This window comes from Arthrobacter sp. HMSC06H05, assembly GCF_001807395.1.
Lineage (GTDB): Bacteria > Actinomycetota > Actinomycetes > Actinomycetales > Micrococcaceae > Pseudoglutamicibacter > Pseudoglutamicibacter albus.
In genome coordinates, this window is sequence record NZ_KV788983.1 from 61708 (window position 1) to 81213 (window position 19506).

Sequence of the window (19506 nt, forward strand, 5' to 3'; positions counted from 1 at the left end):
GCAATGCAAGATGCTACAAGCTATGCGAGATGCTGCCACCCGTGCGAGATACTAGGGACATGAGCCACACGCACGATCACGAGCACAGCCATCAGAACCCCGGCCATCAGAACCCCGGCGAGAACAACCCGAGCCAGCCGCGGATGAGCGATACCCGTAGCGAGGCCGCGATCGCGCATCAAGAGAAGTTCCCGCGCCCGGAGAAGGACCAGCCGGGCGGGGCGCTGTTGCGTTCTTATATCGCCTACGATCAGGGCCCCAACGGGGACACTCTGCTCGCGTTCGGTTCCGACTTTTTTGGCACCAAGCTCTACGTTCCGGTGGCGGCCCGTAGCGCATCGGGGGCTGTGACCCAGCTGGTTGCGCACGGCTTCGAGGAGCTGCGGGTGGTGGAGGCCGCGTTCTCCGAAGAGGAGGCACGCAGCCTGTGGACGCAGATCCGCCCCGACGACGAGGTGCCCGAGTTCGCGGGCCTGTACGGGGATGAGCTCGCAGAGATCGCGTTCAAAGACACCAGCTTTGGCGCAAGCGGCATCACCGGGATTGTGGTGGACCCGATGGACACCGGGATGCTGATCCGTCCCGAAGACGAAACCATGCAGTTCCCTCTACACAACGGCCGTCTGCGTGCCGCGGTGCTTGCAGGCCACGACGACGCGGTCCAGGCCCTCATGGGTGAGGGCGAGGTGGTCTTGATGACGCAGAAAACCGGTGAGGGTGAGCACGAGGGCGTTGCGTTCATGAAGAATAAAGAGACCGGCGAGATGATCCTGCCGGTGTTCTCCTCAACGCTTGAGGTGTTCCGGCACAACCCTGACGCCGGCTCCGTGATGGTGCCGCTCACCAGCCTGCGTACGACCGTGAAACCTGGGATGGGCATGGTCATCGACCCAGCCAGCCCCGAAGCCGTCGAACTGCCGAGCGCCGAGCTGGAAGAGGTCGGCTACTACCAAACCTAGGCCCGCGTGGCCGAGCTCCGGCAATCGCGCGGTGCACAGGTGGTCAGCTAGGCGGTGAGGTGCTTGAGGAGTTCTGCTTCTGCGTTCGCAAGCACTTCACGCCACGCTTGGGCCGCACCGAAAGGCTCCCCCGCATCGAGTAGCTCGGCTACTTTTCGGTGCCCTTGAACATACAAGGCATGGAAGGCCGGGACGGCGGACATCGAATCGAAAAGCAACCGCATCGCCGCCTGGATCCGCCCCATGAGGCCATTCAGAATATCTGAGCCGCCAACGAGCATCAGCACCGTCTGGAACGCCTGGTTTTCGGCCGCCATCCCGTCCAGGTCCCCCCAGCGTTGGGCAAGTTCCGCGCGTTCGGCATGCATGCGTAGCGTATCCAGCTGCCCGGAATCGAACTCGCCCCACGCGAGCGCGGCAGGCTCCATGAGCCTGCGGGCGGCGAAGATGCGGCGCACATCGTCGGCTTTCGGGACCGCAACGAACACGCCGCGGTTCCGTATCCGTTCAACAAGGCCCTCCCCGGCGAGCGCGGTGAACGCTTCACGCAGCGTGTTGCGTGAAACATCGAGTTCGGCCGCCAACGCGACCTCCCGCAGCTGATGCCCCGGCGGCATCTGCCCGGCGGCGATCAACTCCCGCAAGCGCGCGGCCGCGGACGCCGCCGCCGATACGCCGTATCCAGCCACTGTCAAACCCTCTCGAATTGAACTACCCGTTCGAACTGCACCCTGGCGCCAGGCGGTAGTTGCGCGGCGAGGCGAATATCGGCCTCGATCACCACGCCGATCACCGGATAGCCGCCCGTGACCGGGTGGTCGGCCAGGAACAGCACCGGCTCACCATTCGGTGGCACCTGGAGCGCGCCCGTGATCATGCCTTCGGTCGCCAGCTCGCCTGAACGCACGCGCTTGAGCGGCTGGGCATCCTCAGCCGGTTTCAGGCGCGCTCCCACACGGTTCGAATCCGTGGAAACCTCCCACACAGTCTCTTCTAGATGCTCAAGCCCCTCGGGCCCGAACCAATCATCGCGTGGGCCCGGCGAAAACCGCAGAACCGCGACCTCGCCGGCGACCGGATAATCGATCGGCTCGATCACCTCAACGGTGTGGACTGCTGTGGCGGCGGGGGCTGGTGCTGGGTCTGCATTCGGCCCGCCGTCGCCTTCTCCCGCGAGCACACCGAGCACATCGCCTGCGGCGAGTGGGGCGGGGCCTAGCCCCGAAAGCGTGTCAGTCGAGCGCGATCCCAGAACCTCTTCGGCCGCGAAGCCGCCCTTGACCGCGAGGTAGCCGCGCACCCCTTCTGGAGTGAAGCCGATGTGCAGGCTCTCCCCCGCCGCGAGCTCAAACGCCTCCCCCACAGGCGCCTCTGTCGCCGGTTGGCCCATCGATGCGCCGCCCCGCACTATCTGCGCGGGGCCAACGGCTCCACCGAGGGCGATCGTCACGTCGTCCCGGGCCGTGAACCGTGCGTTACCGAGCAGGAACTCGATCGCGGCGGCGCCCGCGTAGTTGCCCACCGCGTTATTCGCCTCCGCAAGCCCCCACACGTCAGCCGCGCCGGCCTGCCCCACACCCAGCGAACCGACCGCTGGCCGGCCCACGTCCTGAACCAAAGCCTGCGGACCCGGGGCATCCACCACGATGCGCGCCACCACAGCGTCAGCACCCCTGCCAGCGTCGGCACCGGCGTCAGCGTCGGCCCCGGCGTCCACGCGAGCAGCCGCGTCGGCCCCGGTATCAAGGTCGGCACCGGCTTCAGCGCCGCGCGTTTCGCTCGCGGATATGTGTTCGCGGACGGCCTCGAAACGGACCGTGTCGCCGGGGACCAGCAGCGAGGGCTGCTCACGCGAAACATCCCACATGCGTTCGGTAGTGGACCCGATGAGTTGCCAGCCGCCGGGTGTCGGTTGCGGATAGACCGCGCTCTGTTGCCCGGCCAACGCGACTGAGCCTTCCGGGACGCGGGTCCGTGGGGAATCTCGGCGTGGGACCTCGATCACGGGTGCGCCGTTGAGTTCGCGCGGCTTGAGATACATGAATCCCGGCGCGAATCCGGCAAAATCGGCGAGCCAATCAATGCGGGTGTGCGCGTCGATCAACGCATCCACGCTCATACCGGCAAGTTCGGCGGCGTGGGCGAGGTCCTCGCCGTCATAGACCACCGGGATCGTGACCAGCCGCGCGGCATCGGCTTCCAAGGGCTCCGGTTCCCGGCCCTGCAAGCTCACCCCGGCGAGCATCAATGAAACCGGGTCAACAAACGTCAACAGGATCGACTCAGCCGCCATGACCGCATCGACCATGCCGTCCACGGGCTCACGCTGGATCTCGCGGTTCCACGCCATCCGGGAGGCCGTGTCATCAAACTCCAGCAGCAAGCCCGAGAACCCCACCCGCAGCATCCGCGGGCGGGCCACAGCGTCTGGGCCAGCACCGGAGCTAGTCATGCGAACGCCTCGATCTTCACGCCGGCCTCGGTGAGCCCGGCCCGGACCTTCGCCGCGATCTCGACCGCGCCCGGGGTATCGCCGTGCAGGCACAGCGACTCCGCCGCAACCTGCACCCGCGAACCATCCACGGCAGTGAATTCGCCCGTGCGTGCCCAATCCACCACCCGCTCAACCACGGCCTGGGCATCATGGATCACAGCCCCCGGCTCGCGGCGGGACACCAGCCGGCCCTCCGGGGTATAGCCGCGGTCGGCAAAGGCCTCCCCCACGCCACGAACACCCTTCTGCGCGGCAACATCCAACGCGACCGAACCCGGCAACAACAAAACCGCCACGTCAGCGGAGAAAGCGCGCACCCCATCGATCACCGCACGCGCCTGCTGCTCATGATGCGCAATCGTGTTATACAGCGCGCCGTGCGGCTTCACATACGTGAGCTTCCCGCCAGCGGCACTCACCATCGCATCCAACGCACCGATCTGATACAAAACATCATCCGCAAGCTCACCCGGGGAAACATCCATGAACCGGCGGCCAAAACCAGCCAAATCCCGGTACGCGACATGCGCACCCACCGCAACGCCGGCTTCAACCGCGGCGCGGGCCGTGGCGCGCATATGCGAGGGGTCCCCCGCGTGGAAACCGCACGCAATATTGGCCGAACTCACGTGCTGCAGCAGCGCGGCATCGTCCCCCATCGACCACGAGCCGAAAGACTCGCCCATGTCACCATTCAAATCAACACGCACGCCTTGCCTCCTTCACACCGTCAGCCGCTCACGAGCCACGCACCTGAACGTGACCGCACTTCCAACGTAGCCCACCGCGCCACCATATAGATGCCAAACGCAATCCAAATCCACGCCAAAACCACCCCCGGCAGCGAAACCAATGCCGCAACCGCCAGAAACGGAACGTACACGGCCAGTTGAATGCACGATGCGATCGCAAGATAGCGGTGGTCCCCCGCCCCGATCAGCACTCCGTCCAGAACGAACACGATCCCGGCTATCGGCTGCATCACCGCAAGAATCACGAGCGCGATCGTTGCGGCGTGTGCGACCTCACTTGAGGGGGTGAACGCTCGCGGCAGCCACACGGCTGTTGCGGCAAGCACTGCGCCAACGATGGCGCCGAACCAGAAACCCCACCGCACCATCGTGGTGGTCAACGCCTGCGCCCGGTCCGTGTTGCCTGCACCGAGTTCTTTACCGATGAGTGACTGCGCGGCGATCGCGATCGCATCCAACGCGAACGCAAGCGTTGAGAAGAACGTGAACGCGAGCTGATGCGCGGCCAGCGTCACGGCGCCGTGGGCAGTGGCGGCCCACACCGTTAGCAACAGGGCGATCCGCAACGCCGCGGTACGGATCATGAGCCATCCGCCCGCCTGGGCTGAGGCCCGCAAACCTGCCCGAGATGGAGCCAGCCCCACCCCGCCTGCACGGATCCGCGGAACCAGCAGCACGAGGTAGACGCCCGCCATGATCCATTGAGCGATCGAAGTCCCCAGCGCAGCGCCCGCAACCGACATGCCCGCCAGATACACGAGCGAAAAATTCAGGACAATATTCAAGCCGAAGCCCGCGCTCGCAACGATCAGCGGGGTCTTGCCGTCCTGCAGGCCACGTAAAACACCGGTCGCAGCCAGCACCAGCAGCATCGCCGGGACGCCCGGCATGGACCAGCGCACATAATCGATCGCGAACGCGTGCGTGGCCTGATCCGGGCCGAACATCCCCGTGAGCCACGGCGCCGAAACATAACCCAGGAGTGCAAGTCCTACACCTAAGAACAGCCCGAGCCACATCCCGTCACGGCCCGCGGCGAGCGCCTTCGGCATATTCCGTGCGCCGTATGCTCGGGCGACGGCGGGGGTGGTCGCGTACGCGAGGAAAATCATGAGCCCCACTGCGGTGTGCAGGATCGTGGTGCCCAAACCTGCGCCGGCGAGTTCCCCCACCCCGAGGTGCCCGATGATCGCGGTATCAGCCAGAAGAAACAGCGGCTCCGCGATCAACGCCCCCAACGCAGGTAGCGCGAGCGCGATAATCTGCCGCGCCAAGCCGGGGAACTCAGCTGTCTTCTTCACGGGCACGGCCTCCTTCACGGGCACAGTTTAGTTGGCGGCGGTTGGGTCGCTAGCGCCGCGTTAGGCGACAGTGGCGCCGTCGCGTGGCGGTAGATCGCGTGGCAGGAGCTTGACGGCGGCGAACACGGCAACGCAGATGAGCACGCCCACGAAGATCACGACCCCGCCCCAGTTGGCGGCTTGGAACGCGAACCCGACGGCCCACCCGAACAGGGATGAGCCGGTGTAGTAGACGAGGTTGTAAAGGCTTGAGGCTTGAGCTCGGCCGCGTGTTGCGATCGCCGGAACCCAGCTGGATGCGACTGCGTGTGCGCCGAAGAACCCGCCGGTGAAGATCGCAAGCCCCACGATGATGCCCGGGATCCACGGAATCAGGGTGATCAACAGCCCCGTGAACATCACGAGTGCCGCACCGACCAGCACCACGAACCTGCCTTTGCGGCTCGCAAGCCGCCCCGCCCACGCGGAGGTGTATGTTCCGGCGAGGTAGGTCAGGAACACGAGGGAAGCCAACGATGTGGGAACCAGGTACGGCGGGGCCTCGAGCCGGAAGCCCATGTAGTTATAGACGGCGACGAACCCGCCCATAAGCAAGCCACTTTGAACGAAGAGCGCTAGGAGGTGTGGGTTCTTCAAACCCCAACCGAGTTTGGTGATGAGCCGGATATCGCGCGCAGATTTACGTTGCACGGGCTCGAAACCGCGGGGTTCCGGCGCAGTCAGGAAGAACACGAGCCCCGCAACAGCGGCACTCAACGCAACGGAGAAGCTACCTGCCCGCCAACCGAAGATTTCGCCCAGCGGCCCGGCGAGCATCCGTCCGAACAGGCCGCCCAACGTCGTGCCTGCAATATATGTTCCGGCAGCCACCGAGGCGACGGCCGCCTCAACCTCATCGGCAAGATACGTCAACGCGACCGCGGGGATACCACCCAACGCGAGACCTTCAAGGAACCGCAAACCCAACAGGACCTCGAAAGACGGAGACCACGGAACCAACAGACCCAACGCAACGGCCGCGACGATCGCCACACGCATCGTCGCGCGCCGTCCACGCCTATCCGCCACGATCGACCACGGCAACACCGCCACAGCCAAACCGAGTGTGGCAAGCGAAACCGTCAGAGCCGCGCTCGCCTCGGAAACGTTCTGCTCTTGAGAGATCTGCGGAAGAACACCCTGGAAGGAATACAGTTGCGAGAACGTCGCAACACCGGCGGCGAACAACGCGATGATCATCCGCCGGTACCCGGAAGAACCGCGGCGATGCCCACTAAAGGCGGCAGATGCGCTCATGCGTGCATCAGCCAACCCATCCACAGCGTGCTCGGGGGAACATCTGTGAGGCCGCTGGGCTCCACGAGGTATATGACCGCTAAAGAAACCGCGTTATTGAGCGTGTGCAAAACCCACGAATACGCGATCGATTTACCGCTCAAAATATATGCGGTGCCGAAAACCAGGCCCATCACCAGGTACGGCGCACCTGTGGAAACGGTCGGGACCTCGCCGGCACCCACAAAGTGCAAACCCATGAACAGTACGGAGGAGCCCACCAGCAGAACCCACTGGTTGACCCAGCGGGATAGTTTGCCGATCATCAGGTGCCGGAAGAAATACTCTTCAACGAGCGGGCCCAACGGAACGATCGCAAGCCCGATGAGCCACCACGGAACCGCGGAAGCGAGGCCTTCAGCGATCTGCTGATTCTGCGATTGCCTTGGCATCTCGCCCGAGATGTGGTTCCACACCGCCTGGATCATGACGTTCACCAACTGGGTCCCCAGCCACAAACCCGGGATGCACAAATACTTAACGAGCGGATACCACCGGAACGTCTTGAAGGACTTCCACAGCTCGTTGCCCAACGCGATCATCGCGAGCACCGCAACCACCGCGTACGTGAACAGCAAAACCACAACGTTCGCTAACGCCTCGTTGCCGTTGAACAGCGGCGCGACACCCGGAATGAACAGGATCAACGCGCCCAGACCAATAAACAGCAGGAGGACGTAGGCGATAGCTGCCCCGAGGTCCCACCACGTGAACCCATCCAGTTGCGCTACAGGATGCGGGAAACGCTTACGCTTACCCTGCGGCTGTTGATGTGCCGGGTGGGGTTGTTGCGGCTGCTGTTGCGGTTGTTGCGGCGGCTGACCGCCCGCCTGCTGGTGTGCAGGCCCAGGTTGATAAGCGGGGCCGGGTTGATAGGCAGGGTGGTACTGCGGTTGACCGTGCGGCGGTGGGCCTTGCGGTGGGGTTGAAGACATACCTTTAACCCTAAACCCCGTCCCCTCAAGCCCGTCCCTAGGAGATGCTGACCTCCGCGACTTCTTCCCAGCCTGCCTCGGCGAGCGCTTCTTTCTCGCTGGTTTTCACGACTGTATAGACTTCGTCTGCGCCGGCGTTCCACGCTTCATCCGCGGCCGCGAACCGCAGTTGCTGCACCACGGCCTGCATCTGTTGCCGCGCCGCTTCCGCATCGTCTGCTCCTTCCGCACCGTCCGCACCGTCCGCGCCGTCCGTGTTGTCAGCGCTCTCCGCCGCGTCGCTCGCGTTGCCTGTCCTGAAGTGATTGCCGGGCAGGGCTTTGACGGCGCCGATCATGCCGGCGCCCTCGTCGGGGTCGGCTACCCAACGGATGCGGGCGGCGGGCTGGTCGAAGATCGCGACCTCCACGACGTCGTAGTCCCCCATGGGTGCGTGTGTGATCACGCTGTTCGATACCGCGGCAGGCTCGGCAAGCTCCTGCGGCAAAACCTTCATCACAACGTGGCTCGCGCCAGAGGATGCTTCCTCGATGCTCTCCGGCTTAGCGCCGTTCAACACCGCCCACGCGTTCTTCCAATACTCGCTACTCACGCTCATCACCTCACCCATACCTAGTCACTACGCCACACCAGCACTGGGCCACATCACATCAACACAGAACTGCGCCATACCAAAACAGAACTGCGCCATATCAACAGAGTTCTGTGTGTGCACTATGCGCCAGTTTGACGACTCATGCCCCACACCGCCTAAGCTAAGGGGGCACCTTCTAACAATAGACGCCCGCTTGGAGCGCCGAATCAGGCAGCACCCACGAATGCGTGGCGTCACCATAGAATCAGTGCATCGTCATCACTTTCACGGCCGGCCCCGCGTCCCTCGAGAGCGGGGCCGCTGCCCTTAACCCCGAGTTCACCTTTGCGGGGACGATGGCGGGCGTGCGGCGACGCTGGACCTGGTCGCGAGGCTTGGTCGCGGGGCTGGACCTGGTTTCGAGGCTGGACATGGTTGCGAGGATCTAGACTTGCTCAAGTGGAAACTACGGCATTTCTCGCTTCTTTGCTCCCGTTACTTGTGACGTGGGCGGCCGGACTCATGTCCCCTGGGCCGGATCTGTTCGTGGTTCTGTACCGTTCCTTGGCGGGCTCGCGGCGTGAAGGTATCGCCGCGGCACTCGGTATCACTACGTCCGTTGGGTTCTATCTCGCGTTAGCGTTCGCGGGCCTCGGTCTATTGATGCGCACCGTCCCGTGGCTCGGATCCGCGCTACAGATCGCCGGTGGCGCCGTTCTCATCTGGATGGGCTGGGGCGCCCTACGCGGCTGGTATGCAGCCCGCAACAACCCGGCCATCATCAACGCCGGCGGCGACTGGGAAAAGCGAGCCAAGGAACAACAGGACGCCGCGGATCAAGCATCGAACGCCGCCCCGTCCGCTAACCCAGCGCACTCTTCCAGTACGGCGCAACCGTCTCGTACAGCGCCCCAGGGTGGGCCGGCCGTACTGGGTTTCTGGGGTTCGTGGTGGCGCGGCTGTGTCACTAACCTCGCCAACCCTAAGTTCCTGATCTACATCACCGCGATGTTCGCGCCCTTCATCGCCATCGAGCGGCCGCTGTGGCAGGTCAGCGCACTACTCGTGTTGTTGCTTGCGTGCACGTTCGGTTGGTTCGCACTCATCGCGTTCATCGCTGGCGCCCCGGCCCTGCGTACGCGCATGGAACGATGGTTGCAACACCTCGACCTGTTCGCTGGCCTGGTCTTTTGCGCGCTGGGGCTGTGGTTCATGATCCACGGGATCATCGAGGTTTTCTCCTAACGTTTTCTAGCCGCTCCAACGCTTAGAAACCCAGCGTTAACCCGCAGTTTCCGCCGCTACAGCATCCTGGGTGGCATGGCTACGTCTCACACCTCTGAAGCATTCACCAGAAAGCGGGCGTTCGCGCGGAAGCTGACCGCGGCATCGTTCGCAACGGCTCTGGCAACCACCCTCACGCTCTCGCTCAGCGGCGGCTTCTCCCCTGCGTACGCAACCGCCGCGCCGGAAGCCCCAGCGTCGGAATCCGCGGCAGCAGAGTCTGCCGCCCCGGAAACAGGTGCGGCTGAAGCCGCTGAGCTTGCCGTGGTTGTCAATGAGGTTGAGTCCAACGGGGATGACACGGACTGGGTTGAGTTCGGCAACCCGAGCGGCCAAGCTGTGGACCTCACCGGCTACATCTTCACCGATAATGAACCCACGAAGGCCGGCCACACCTATGTTCTGCCGGAAGGCTCCGTGGTCCCAAGCAACGGATTCTTTGTGCTTGACCAAGCGCAGGGTTCCACCCCAGGGTTTGATTTCGGGCTCGGTAAAGACGATTCCGTGAACCTCTACGCCCCACCCGCTGAGGGTGAATCGGTCGAGGACGCGATCGCGAAAGACCCTGTCCTGACCTACAGCTGGACCAGCCACGCCGCGATCACCTACGGCCGCTGCCCAGACTTCACCGGCGAGATGATCGATACCTTCGCATCCACCAAGGGTGCCGCGAACCAGTGCGAAGAACCCCCGGCAGAGCCAAGCGAGTCGGCTGACCCATCGGACCCATCCACCCCTGCCCCGCTGAGCCCGTCGGCGTGGCCGGGCGGGCAGACCGTCAAGCCACTGCACGATGCCGATGAGGCCCGCGGCGACTGGTCCGGCCTGTTCTGGGAAGCGGCCGGCGCGTTCGGTAGCGACAAGCCATACCTGTGGGTTGCCGAAAACGGCAACGGAACGCTGCTGCGCCTGGACGGCACCGAAGCTAACCGCGGGGCTGAACTGCAGACGTTCACCCTCAAGTACGCTGACGGCACCGGAACCCCGGATGCCGAGGCCGTGACCCGCGCAGCCGGCGCCCCGAACAGCATCTTCGTGGGCACCGAACGCGACAACTCCAAGAAGGGCACCTCCCGCCCGTCAGTGCTCGCGTTCACCACGCCATCCATCGACGATGCCGACGGTGAGCTGAAAGCCGCGAAAGAGTGGAACCTCGCACCCGACTTCCCGGGCCTGGGCGCTAACTCCGGCATCGAAGGCCTCACCTGGGTTCCGGACTCCTGGCTCGTTGAGAACAAGATCCACGACGATTCCACTGGCAAGCCATACGACCCATCCGCTTACCCCGCCCACCACGGCGGTGTGTTCGCGGTCGGCATCGAAGGCACGGGCCACGTCTACCTCTACGTCCTGAACGAAGACGGCGGCTTCCAGCGGATCGCTGACATCGAAACCGGCCTCGACGTGGTCGCCGAAGTCCTCTTCGATGCGCACCGCAGCCAACTGTGGGCTATCTGCGATGACGCATGCGAAGGCCGCATCGCCGTCCTCACCCCGGCAGCGGGCGCTGACACCGCAAGCGAGACTGACGCTGCAACAGACACAGACGCTGACAAGAAGGTGAGCGCTCGCTCGGCCACCACACAGTCCGCTGACGATGCGGCGGTAAAGCTCGCTGTAAGCCAGGTTCTGAACCGTCCAAGCGAAACCCAGAACTACGCTAATGAAGGCTTCGCGATCGCTGACATGAGCCAGTGCAAAGACGGCGCACTCCCAGTGTTCTACGCGGACGACAACAACACCGACGACGTCTCGCTACGCGAAGGCACCCTCACCACGAAATGCCCAACCGAGCAGCCACCAGTAGAGGAAGCACCGAGCGAAGACGCGCCGAGCGAGCAACCGAGCGAGGATGCTCCGTCGGATGAACCGAGCGAGCAGCCTTCCGAAGAGGCTCCATCGAGCCCGGCACCATCCTCGCCAGCACCTAGCACTCCGGTTCCAGATAACGCTGCCGTAACCACCCCAGGTAGCGGTTCCACGGATGCCGGTGCCAACACCGGTGGCGGTGACCTGGCTCGAACGGGTGCTGATGTGAACTCGTGGATGATGTTCGCCGCCGCGGCGATGCTGGTAGGCGGAGCACTCACCCTCACCCTGCGTCGTAAGCACAACGGTGCTACGCGGTAGGCACGCACCTCGTGGAACCACGCAACGATGAGCTTGCCGCGAGCCTGCGCGCCAACGGGTTACTCACCGACTCAGCGACGTCCGGCTGAGTTTCCGCCCGGCGCAGTTTTCACCGACTCAACTCGGTGAGGGCCTCCCACCCGAAAGTTGCGAGCCAGTGGGAGGCCATGAACTCGTCCGTGGTTGCCGCGGCCAGGCCGTTGCGCATGAGCCGCGGGGCGGCGGTACGCAACGTGTCCGCTAGCTCGGGTTCGGCATCGAGGGCATCCAGCGTCCGCGCTACGCGCAGTCCCGATGCGGCGAGCGTGAGCCCTAGCCCGTCCAGGTGGGATTGGTGGCCGTCGCTCGCATCGATCGGTGCGACCGCCTGCAGAACCCGCGGCAACTTACCCTTACCGGCTTCAAGCGAGCCGGCATCAAGCGAGCGGGCGTCCTCAGCAAGCTCCGCCATGAACCCAGGCAACCAGTCCGTCAGTTCCGCGGCGGACTCTGCCGAAGGTGCCGCACCAGCCTCTGCTGCCAGTACCTCGCACATGAGGTCGGCTTCGCACATCCCGGCGGAGAGGAAGTCGTGCCCGGAGCGTTCGAAAGAGAACGGCCACCGGGTATCTGCGCCGTAGAAACGCCGAGCATGCTCGACAATCAGGTCCGCGACATCCGCATAGCCGCGCCTCCGGCCAACCAACAGGAGCCGCCGCAAACCGAACGCCGTATTCGAGTGCACGCCGTGGCGGACCGGCTCCGGCATCGCCGGCAACCACGCCCGCACCGCGTCCATGACCGCATCCAGTAGCGGCCGGGCGCCCTCGGCGAGCGCGTTGACCTCCGGCACGCGACTGTCATGGAGCGCATCGACCAGTTGCGCGGCCCACGCCCACCCGTAAGGGCGCTCCCACGAGGGGTTCGCGGCCACATATTCGGCCTCAGCGCGCATGTTGTCGGCGCTGAGATGCTGTTGCAGCACATCCACGATGCGGCCGGAGGTCTCCGCCTCCACATGCTCGATGAGCTGCGTGCCAAGCCAGTGCATGTGCACGCTTGAATGCCAGTCGAACGAGTTCGCGAACGCGGGATGCATCTGCCGGGGCTGCAACAGGTCCGCTGAGTCGCGTTGCACGTGATGCGCGGCGTAGGGGAACTCGGTTGTGAGGTTATCGATCACAACCTGAGCGAACGGTTCGGCATAGTTTGGCAACGCGAATTCAGGCATACAACAATTCTTGCACTGGCGGCGGCGAGGCAAGAAGCAGGGTTGCCCGCGCCGGACTCACCGGCCTGGCTTGCCCCGCCAGGACTTCCGCCAGGCCAGGCCCTGCCTCTCTATTTGGCGAGGAGGCCGCGATAGGAGCGGTGCACCAGCAGCGCTACTGCGGTGGCGATCACGGCTTTAGCGGTATCACCCGGGATGAACACGACGTTGCCTTTCAGAGCGGTACCGATGTCCATGCCGGTGGTCATGCTGAGCCACCCCGAACCCATCAGGTAGACGACCAGCACGCCACCTACGATGCATGCCGCGAACAGGATCACGGCGTTGATCCAAGCGGTCCGGGCACGGTCGTAGAACGTTACCGTGATCAAACCGATCACGAGCGCGCCGAGGACCCAACCGAAAATGTAGCCGCCCGTCGGGCCCAATAGGGCACCCATACCGCCGCGGCCACCGGCCAGCAGCGGCAGTCCAGCTGCGACCAGTGCGATCAGCAGGACCTGCGAAAGCGCGCCGCGCCAGGGGCCTAAGAGCGCGCCTGCGAGCATGACCGCGAGGGTCTGCAACGTGATCGGGACAGGCAAAATACCGACCGTGATCGGCGGAATGAGCCCCATGACGGCGGTGAGTGCGGCGAACATCGCCACCAAAACCAGGTCCAGCGTCGGGTTAGAGCGGCGAACGTTACGTACAGGCTCACCTGTTGCAGTGGTCATCATCGGTTACCGGTTCCTCTCTCGGGTGTTGAACGAGCGGGCATCAAGGGCTTGAGCCACCTGTTCAGATGTTTTCAACGTGCGGAAAATCATGGGAACAATCAGCGCGAGCGGTCTGCGTTCCAGGCCGCGGGCGATCTGCGCTTCGCGGACCTCCTGGTACATCCCCATCAGGTGCGGGACAAAGCGGATGGTCAACGCCATCGCCATCGAAATGTTCTCCGTGTTGACCCCAACCCACCGCAGCGGAGACACGATCTTCTCGAAGACCCGCAGCATCTGCGGGAACGTGGTCGATGCGGTCACAGCGAACGCGAGCAAAACCAGCGTCAACAGCCGCATACCGAAATGCACGCCGCGGGCGAGGTCCTGTTGCCACGCCATGATCGCCACCACGAGCCCCACAATGACCACCGAAAACAGCAGCGACTTCACGAGGCGCATCAACGGGACCCGCGGCAGCAACGCGATCACGAACGCTGCGATCAACAGGCCCAGTTGCACGCTCATCCACGGGATCAGGTAGGTCACGATGCTCAAAACGAACAGTGCCGCGAATTTGAAGCCGGCCGGGAGCCGCTCCAGCACTCCGGGGTTGTGCGGTGCCGCGCCCGTCTGGATCAAGGAATAGGAACTGTTCACAGCTCACACATCCTGCGGTAGGCCGCAATGCTGTCAGCGGGCGTCCCGTCCTCAACGATCCGGCCCTCATGCACCACCAGAACCCGTTGCGCATCCGCTGCAAGCTCCAGATCGTGCGTCACCACGATGCTGCGCTGGCTAAGGCCCGCGATCACCGAACGCATCCGGTGTCGGTTCAGTAGGTCCAGCATCGTGGTCGGTTCATCCAAAATGATGGTTTCGGGGCGCATGGTCAGCACGGAAGCCAACGCGATCATCTGCTGCTCGCCGCCAGAGAGCGCATGCGTTTCACGCTCGTAGAACTCCCCCATCCCCAGCTGTTCCAGAGTCTCGCGGGCTCTCTCAACGCGCTCACCCCGAGGGATTCCGATGTTCTTCAACCCGAACAGCATGTCTTCGCCCACGGTGGGCATGATGATCTGGTTCGCGGGATTCTGGAACACGAAACCGACTTTGCGGCGTACCCTCTTGGTTTCTTTCATCGTGCACGCCCCACCCACCGTGACGCGGCCGTAGGTGGGCATCACGAGGCCGTTGATGAGGCGCACGAGCGTGGATTTACCGGAGCCGTTGAGCCCGATGATCGCGATCCGCTGCTCATCCAAGGTGAGCGAAATATCGTCAAGGACCCGCCGGTCATCGTATTCGACAGAGACGCGCTCCATCTCGATGCGGTTGTCGGCTGTGCTGTCCGCGAGGCTGCGCTGTGCGGGAACGCTCGCTGACAGATCACTCGCTGGCAGATCGCTCGGCGATGGCTCGCTGGTTGGTGGGTTGTTCACTCGGTTCGGCTCACTCGGGTTGGGTTACCCACCTATAGTGCCCCAGATTGTTCAACAATGTCTACATGGGTATCTATCTGCGCTTTTTGAGCGCGGGATCGCGGTCCACTTCCTCCAGCGATTTACCCGCCATATCCCGCATGAGCCACAGCAACACGGCACCGAACAGCACCACGACCGCCGTGGCATAGTACGCCGGGGCATACAGGTTGCCGGTCGCCTCGATCAACGCTGTAGCGATCATCGGAGAGAACCCACCGAAAACCGCGGCAGCGATGTTGTAGCCGATCGCCATCCCTGCGAAACGCCCCAGCGCACTGAACTGTTCTGGGATCGCTGCCGCCGCGACCGCGGACCATCCCGCCGCCGGCACCGCAAGCAAGGCAACACCTGTAGCGGCACCCGCGTTGCCGGAGCCGGCCAACAGCAGGTATGCCGGCAACGTCGTGACCACAAGCACGAGCCCGAGCGTGAGCATCATCGCGCGCCGCCCAAACCTATCTGAAAGCAGGCCTATGAACGGGGTCGCGATAATCGCAGCGACCATCGCAATAGCGCCCAGGTTCAGCGCGAGCTGATTGGAAACCTCCGCCGTGGACTCAAGATAGGTGGGGATGTTGGTGATGTTGAGGAAATACGTGACCGAACCGATCGAGGAAAACAGGAAAGCGACCAGCACCGCTTTGGGTTGGTGCTTCAAAACGTCGATGAGGGGCGATCCTTTGCGCCGCTGTGTAACCCCGGCTTCCTGGAGTTTTTCGAAGGTCTGCGTCTCATCCATGAACCGCCGCAACGGAATCATGACGGCCGCTAACAGCCCGCCCACCACGAACAGGATCCGCCAACCCCAGCTATCCATCTGATCAGCGGTGAGCCACTGCGCTAACAGTGCCGCCCCACCCACGGCAAGGAGGGAGCCGAGTTCAGAGTTCGCTGCAGCCCAGCTCGCGGCGACTCCGCGCCGGTTCTGTTTCGCGGACTCCATGAGGTACACCATGATCCCGGTGTATTCAGCGCCCACCGAGAATCCCGCGAGGCATCGCAGAGCCACCAGCAGGATGCCTGCCCACACCCCGAGCACGTCATAGCCGGGCAGGGCCGCGATGCCGAACATCGCTACCGCCATCAGCATCGCGGAGATCACAAGGGCTTGTTTACGCCCGATGCGCTCCCCCAGATGTCCGAAAACCATGGCTCCCAGCGGGCGGAAGAGGAACCCTGCCGCGCCAACACCGAGGGTGAGCAGGAGCGAGGAGGTATCCCCGTGGAAGAACGTGCGGGTCAGCGAAGTGGATACATAGAAGAAAATCGAGAAGTCGTACCACTCGACGACCGTCCCGAACGCCGCTACCGCAAGCGAGCGTTTACGCCGCTTAGGCGTACGGGAAGCCAACGGCCTGTCCACATCTACCGGATACCGAGTGTGAACAGGCCGTTGGTGCGAAGCGCTGGGCTGGTTATGGGAGCGCGTCGTAAACCTTCTTAGCGTCAGCCGCAGCCTTCTTAGCGTCGCCAACCATCGATACGACGTAGTCGCCCTTTACTGCGTAAACGTATTCGACGTTCGTGCCTGCGAGGTTCGTTGCGAAGCCTGCAGTCTCGTCGAAGCCGAACTTGTCCTTGATCGGCTTGATGGTCACGGTCTGGCCCTGGATCTCGATCTTGCTGCAGACCGAGTTCTCGTTTTCCTTCCGGACCCGCTCCAGAACGTTCTCCGCCTGGTCACCGGAAGTGTACTTGATCACGTTGATGCCCTGCATCGCGACGCCAGACTTGGATGAGGACTGTTGCTTCAGGGCAGTCACAATCTGGGAGCCGTCTTCAACGAGCTCTGCTGCACCGAAGGCGGAAACTGGGCATTCCTTGACAGCCTTGCTGTTACCCAGGTCAGGCTTCTGCAGGTAGGGCTTGAGGTCTGCGACTTGGTAGTCCTTGCCGACGTTCTTCTTCACGAGCTGAACGAAATCACGGTCGGCATCCTGTACGTCCGCAATGCCGTCTGGGGTCTTCTCAGAGCTTTCCGAAGACGACGGGGCTGCGCTCTCGGTAGGCGTTGGGGTTTCCGAGTTCTGTGGCGCGGCCTGCGTGGTCTCTTCTGCTGGCTTTTTGTCGCCGCCATCGTTGCTGGAGCAGCCGACTAGCGCCGCCGCGAGCAGCGAAGGCACAGCGAGAATCGCCAGGGTACGGCGCGCGGTTTTTGTCTTGTTGAGCACTGTGAGAATCCCTACATGTCAGAGGATTGTGTGGAGCCTAGTGAGACACTAGCTGTGCTTAGCCTTGCGCAGATTGCCCGCGATCGCAACATCACTTCTAGGTTGCTAAAAGCTCACCGATCCACTAGGGGCGTTATGAAACCGAAGCGCTGGGTTCGCTATGGCAACGCGTCATAGACCTTCTTGCCGTCAGCAACTACCTCGTCGAGGTCTCCGATCATGATCACCATGAATTGACCCTTCGTTGCGAACAGGTTGTCGATGTCTTCACCCTGGACATCCAGGGTCATCCCCGCGGCCTTATCAAAGCCGTACGTATCCTTGAGCGGTTCAATCTTGATCGATTTACCGTTGATCGAGGTTTCCTTACATTCCGGCTTATCCAGTTCCGAGTTGACCTGATCGAGGGCAGCATTCGCCTTATCAGCCGATCCAAACATGAGCACGGTGACGGCCTTCTGCTTTGGGCCCGACTGCACAGCAGTGACGACCTGAGCTCCGTACTTGGCAAGATCCGCTGCGCCATAGACCGTGGCTGCGCATTGATCTGCGGCTGCGCCGGCACCGACGTCCGGCTTCGACAGCCTCGAACTAAGATCCACGACCCTATAGTCGGAGCTCACATTGTTTTTCATGAACTCCATGAACTTCGGGCTTGCAGGCGACGCTCCGGATGCCGATCCACTGCCTTGTGAATCCTGCGGGGCCGGCGAGTTCTGCGGTGTTGACACCTCAGGGCTCTGAGACTGCTGACCCTGAGACTGCTCGCTCGAGGCGCCTTCCGGGCTCGTCTCGTTGCCGTCGCTCTTATCGCCGCAACCCACGAGCGAGGCTGCAAGCAGTGGTGGCACAGCAATCATTGCTAATGCGCGTCGTACAGTCCTCGTTTTATTAGTCATTGCTAGCCCTTACGTATCGTCAAGCTTCTAGTGAGACACTAGCTTTGCCTACCTTTGCGCAAATTGCCAGTGATCGCAATAAATTTTCTAGGCTGACTTATAGCTCGTCCATCCACTAGGAGGTGTTTATGCAACCGAAGTTCCTTATCGGTCTTCTCTTTGCTTTGGCGTCGTCCTTTGCATTCGCTCTTCCTGGACCGGTGGGGAAAGCGCTCTACGGTTCCGGCTGGTCGCCAGGTTCTGTGACTTTAGTGCGTTTGACCGGTTGCGCGCTCGTCCTCCTAGTGCCCACCTTGATCCAGTTGCGCGGTAAGTGGGGTGAAGTGCGTGCGCACTGGCGGCTTGTAGTCGCGTTCGGCCTGTTCTCGATGACCGGCGTTCAAGCCACGTATTTCGTGGCGGTGGAACGCCTGAATGTCACGATCGCGATCCTGCTTGAGATGACCGCACCCATGATGATCGTTTTCTGGCTGTGGGCCCGCACCAAGGCCCGCCCTTCCGGGCTCACGTTCTTTGGGCTTGCGATCTCGATGATCGGCCTGGTTGCGGTGCTCGATGTGGGCTCGGTCATCGGCGAAGGCTCAGGTTCCCTCGACGCACTCGGCGTGGTCATGGGGCTGGCCTCAGCGGTGTGCCTGGCCGTGTACTTCATGATTTCTGCGAACGACTCGGTCCGGATCCCCTCCACCGCCCTGACGGGGCTGGGCTTCGCGGTCGGCGCCATCGGCACGGTCCCGTTCGTAGCACTCGGTTTACTCCCATGGAAGGCAACCACGGATCCCGTTGCGCTCGGCCAATGGAGTGCACCCTGGTTCATCGCCCACAGCATCATCATCGTCTTCACCGTCGCCGCCTACGTCCTCGGTGTTGTGGGCCTGCGGCTCATGGGTGCCGGCGTAGGTTCGTTCGTGAACCTCACCGAGGTCCTCTTCGCAGCCGTTGTGGCGTGGTGGCTACTCGGCGAGACGCTGGCGAGCATCCAGTTCGTGGGTGGTGCGGCGATCCTCGCCGGAGTCGTCTTCATCAAGCTCGGTGAGCGCCCACGCGGCCGTTCGCCAATGTCCAAGAAGATGCCAGGCATCGAGCCTCGCCGCCGCGTCAAATGGCGGCCAACACGGAAGAAGAACCACAAACGCAAAGACGGCACGCCTGGCAACAAGACCCAGAACGGCGATAAGGGCCAAAGCCAGAAGAAGGTGCAGGAGGGCAACCAGAAACGGCCTCAACGCCGCGAGGTTACCCCGCTCTAAAGTCAGCCCGCTCTAAAGCCAGCCCCCGCT

At 63.1% G+C, this 19506-nt stretch carries 18 protein-coding genes; 4 read left to right on the forward strand and 14 right to left on the reverse strand.

Going from position 1 to position 19506, the window contains the following annotated elements; genetic code table 11:
* The first annotated feature begins 59 nt into the window (after positions 1 to 59).
* Positions 60 to 959: an SseB family protein gene (locus HMPREF3160_RS05345; RefSeq protein ID WP_070507494.1), complete on the forward strand. Its 900-nt coding sequence runs from the start codon at positions 60 to 62 to the stop codon at positions 957 to 959.
* Positions 960 to 1006: 47 nt separating this feature from the next.
* Here the strand turns inward: HMPREF3160_RS05345 and HMPREF3160_RS05350 are convergent, their stop codons facing one another.
* From HMPREF3160_RS05350 to HMPREF3160_RS05380, 7 genes are read right to left on the reverse strand one after another with little or no spacing between them, the layout of a single operon-like run.
* Positions 1007 to 1648, reverse strand: coding sequence for a GntR family transcriptional regulator (locus HMPREF3160_RS05350; protein ID WP_052048394.1), 642 nt, complete (start codon positions 1646 to 1648; stop codon positions 1007 to 1009).
* Between the two features lie 2 nt (positions 1649 to 1650).
* Positions 1651 to 3411, reverse strand: coding sequence for a 5-oxoprolinase subunit B/C family protein (locus tag HMPREF3160_RS05355; protein WP_070507496.1), 1761 nt, complete (start codon positions 3409 to 3411; stop codon positions 1651 to 1653).
* A complete protein-coding gene (locus HMPREF3160_RS05360) occupies positions 3408 to 4163 on the reverse strand; it encodes a LamB/YcsF family protein (protein ID WP_083285458.1) in 756 nt (251 codons plus the stop codon). Before HMPREF3160_RS05360 ends, HMPREF3160_RS05355 begins: the two co-directional genes overlap by 4 nt.
* A gap of 20 nt (positions 4164 to 4183) precedes the next feature.
* The gene (locus HMPREF3160_RS05365) at positions 4184 to 5512 is read right to left on the reverse strand and encodes an MATE family efflux transporter (RefSeq protein WP_070507498.1); all 1329 of its coding nucleotides are present in this window, start codon (positions 5510 to 5512) and stop codon (positions 4184 to 4186) included.
* Positions 5513 to 5566: 54 nt separating this feature from the next.
* Entirely contained in the window at positions 5567 to 6802 is a 1236-nt protein-coding gene (locus HMPREF3160_RS05370) for an MFS transporter (RefSeq protein ID WP_070507500.1), read from the reverse strand.
* A complete protein-coding gene (locus HMPREF3160_RS05375) occupies positions 6799 to 7776 on the reverse strand; it encodes a CPBP family intramembrane glutamic endopeptidase (protein WP_083285459.1) in 978 nt (325 codons plus the stop codon). Before HMPREF3160_RS05375 ends, HMPREF3160_RS05370 begins: the two co-directional genes overlap by 4 nt.
* A 37-nt stretch (positions 7777 to 7813) precedes the next feature.
* On the reverse strand, positions 7814 to 8368 hold the full coding sequence (locus tag HMPREF3160_RS05380) for a hypothetical protein (protein ID WP_141739845.1): 555 nt from the start codon (positions 8366 to 8368) through the stop codon (positions 7814 to 7816).
* A gap of 441 nt (positions 8369 to 8809) precedes the next feature.
* On the opposite strand from HMPREF3160_RS05380, the gene HMPREF3160_RS05385 reads away from it, so the two are divergent.
* Both HMPREF3160_RS05385 and HMPREF3160_RS05390 read left to right on the forward strand, forming a co-directional pair.
* Positions 8810 to 9595: a LysE family translocator gene (locus HMPREF3160_RS05385; protein ID WP_070491276.1), complete on the forward strand. Its 786-nt coding sequence runs from the start codon at positions 8810 to 8812 to the stop codon at positions 9593 to 9595.
* A 75-nt stretch (positions 9596 to 9670) separates the two neighbouring features.
* Positions 9671 to 11764 (forward strand): lamin tail domain-containing protein, encoded by a 2094-nt coding sequence (locus tag HMPREF3160_RS05390; RefSeq protein ID WP_070507504.1) that lies wholly within the window; start codon positions 9671 to 9673, stop codon positions 11762 to 11764.
* A gap of 109 nt (positions 11765 to 11873) precedes the next feature.
* On the opposite strand, the gene HMPREF3160_RS05395 is transcribed toward HMPREF3160_RS05390, so the two are convergent.
* From HMPREF3160_RS05395 to HMPREF3160_RS05425, 7 genes are all read right to left on the reverse strand, one after another.
* On the reverse strand, positions 11874 to 12974 hold the full coding sequence (locus HMPREF3160_RS05395) for a DUF2891 family protein (protein ID WP_070507506.1): 1101 nt from the start codon (positions 12972 to 12974) through the stop codon (positions 11874 to 11876).
* 110 nt (positions 12975 to 13084) lie between these two features.
* Entirely contained in the window at positions 13085 to 13693 is a 609-nt protein-coding gene (locus HMPREF3160_RS05400) for a biotin transporter BioY (RefSeq protein ID WP_256174045.1), read from the reverse strand.
* Between the two features lie 3 nt (positions 13694 to 13696).
* On the reverse strand, positions 13697 to 14332 hold the full coding sequence (locus HMPREF3160_RS05405; RefSeq protein WP_083285460.1) for an energy-coupling factor transporter transmembrane component T family protein: 636 nt from the start codon (positions 14330 to 14332) through the stop codon (positions 13697 to 13699).
* Positions 14329 to 15114, reverse strand: coding sequence for an energy-coupling factor ABC transporter ATP-binding protein (locus HMPREF3160_RS05410; RefSeq protein WP_256174046.1), 786 nt, complete (start codon positions 15112 to 15114; stop codon positions 14329 to 14331). Before HMPREF3160_RS05410 ends, HMPREF3160_RS05405 begins: the two co-directional genes overlap by 4 nt.
* 73 nt (positions 15115 to 15187) lie before the next feature.
* Positions 15188 to 16507 (reverse strand): MFS transporter, encoded by a 1320-nt coding sequence (locus tag HMPREF3160_RS05415; protein ID WP_256174048.1) that lies wholly within the window; start codon positions 16505 to 16507, stop codon positions 15188 to 15190.
* Positions 16508 to 16571: 64 nt separating this feature from the next.
* Positions 16572 to 17327, reverse strand: coding sequence for a hypothetical protein (locus tag HMPREF3160_RS05420; RefSeq protein ID WP_070507508.1), 756 nt, complete (start codon positions 17325 to 17327; stop codon positions 16572 to 16574).
* 158 nt (positions 17328 to 17485) lie between these two features.
* Positions 17486 to 18178, reverse strand: coding sequence for a hypothetical protein (locus HMPREF3160_RS05425; RefSeq protein WP_141739846.1), 693 nt, complete (start codon positions 18176 to 18178; stop codon positions 17486 to 17488).
* A gap of 176 nt (positions 18179 to 18354) precedes the next feature.
* Here HMPREF3160_RS05425 and HMPREF3160_RS05430 point away from each other — a divergent pair, with 176 nt between their 5' ends.
* Positions 18355 to 19476 carry an EamA family transporter gene (locus tag HMPREF3160_RS05430; protein WP_070507512.1) on the forward strand — a complete coding sequence of 374 codons (1122 nt, stop codon included), beginning with the start codon at positions 18355 to 18357 and terminating at the stop codon, positions 19474 to 19476.
* Positions 19477 to 19506: the final 30 nt, after the last annotated feature.

Coding starts and splice junctions, on each gene's coding strand:
- HMPREF3160_RS05345 (WP_070507494.1), top strand. CDS start 60: ATGAGCCACACGCACGATCACGAGCACAGCCATCAGAACCCCGGCCAT.
- HMPREF3160_RS05355 (WP_070507496.1), bottom strand. CDS start 3,411: ATGACTAGCTCCGGTGCTGGCCCAGACGCTGTGGCCCGCCCGCGGATG.
- HMPREF3160_RS05370 (WP_070507500.1), bottom strand. CDS start 6,802: ATGAGCGCATCTGCCGCCTTTAGTGGGCATCGCCGCGGTTCTTCCGGG.
- HMPREF3160_RS05375 (WP_083285459.1), bottom strand. CDS start 7,776: ATGTCTTCAACCCCACCGCAAGGCCCACCGCCGCACGGTCAACCGCAG.
- HMPREF3160_RS05390 (WP_070507504.1), top strand. CDS start 9,671: ATGGCTACGTCTCACACCTCTGAAGCATTCACCAGAAAGCGGGCGTTC.
- HMPREF3160_RS05395 (WP_070507506.1), bottom strand. CDS start 12,974: ATGCCTGAATTCGCGTTGCCAAACTATGCCGAACCGTTCGCTCAGGTT.
- HMPREF3160_RS05400 (WP_256174045.1), bottom strand. CDS start 13,693: ATGATGACCACTGCAACAGGTGAGCCTGTACGTAACGTTCGCCGCTCT.
- HMPREF3160_RS05430 (WP_070507512.1), top strand. CDS start 18,355: ATGCAACCGAAGTTCCTTATCGGTCTTCTCTTTGCTTTGGCGTCGTCC.